The sequence below is a fragment of the Rhizobium sp. FY34 genome, assembly GCF_005222845.1.
In the GTDB taxonomy this organism is placed as follows: domain Bacteria; phylum Pseudomonadota; class Alphaproteobacteria; order Rhizobiales; family Rhizobiaceae; genus Neorhizobium.
The window spans coordinates 1-558 of sequence record NZ_STFZ01000033.1; the positions used below are offsets into that span (position 1 = coordinate 1).

Annotated in this window: 2 protein-coding genes; one reads left to right on the plus strand and one right to left on the minus strand. The window is 54.7% G+C overall.

Annotated features, from left to right (window positions below; all coding sequences use genetic code 11):
- Positions 1-166 (minus strand): helix-turn-helix domain-containing protein (locus E8M77_RS18955; protein ID WP_246659325.1); only part of this gene is annotated, 166 nt, incomplete at its 3' end.
- A 59-nt stretch (positions 167-225) separates the two neighbouring features.
- Between E8M77_RS18955 and E8M77_RS18960 the strand changes: the two genes are divergently transcribed.
- The gene (locus E8M77_RS18960) at positions 226-474 is read left to right on the plus strand and encodes a hypothetical protein (RefSeq protein ID WP_137132196.1); all 249 of its coding nucleotides are present in this window, start codon (positions 226-228) and stop codon (positions 472-474) included.
- The last annotated feature ends 84 nt before the right edge of the window (positions 475-558 follow it).

A 558-nucleotide genomic window follows, 5' to 3' on the forward strand; every position in this document is an offset into this window, starting at 1 on the left:
GCAAAGGCTGCCGCTCGCGCTCGTAGGAGAAGTCGGTCTCGTCGGTGCGCAATATCTTGCGGACCGTGTTGCGGGAAACATGCAGTTCACGGACGATCTTCTTCATCGACCAGCCGTGAACATGAAAGGCCCGCCGGACGCGCGCAATCGTATCCACTCGCTTCAACTCCCTCTCCATCCGCCGTCAAAAAACGGATGGTCAGATAAATCCGAAGGGGGTCAAAATTGGACGCCGATCACCCCGCTAATGGGGTCAATATTCCACGCCGAAACACACCCTATGCGCATACGGAGGCAGTATACCACGAGCAGGACGCGAAATATCTGATAGAAGTTTCGGACGATCTGATGACAGCGTGGAAAGCCGGTGCCTTGGCCCAAAATACTGCGAACCCGTTATCGGATGCGGCTCCTCAAGCCAACGATCTCATCGGATTACTTTATGGTGACTTCGCAATCGATGAGAAACCGTAAGCGGTGTGGCCAAAGCACATTGACTATGACGGTATTTCCTACCCGCGTTATCTTGCCTTCGCTGCAAGGCGGAAGGGAACGCCC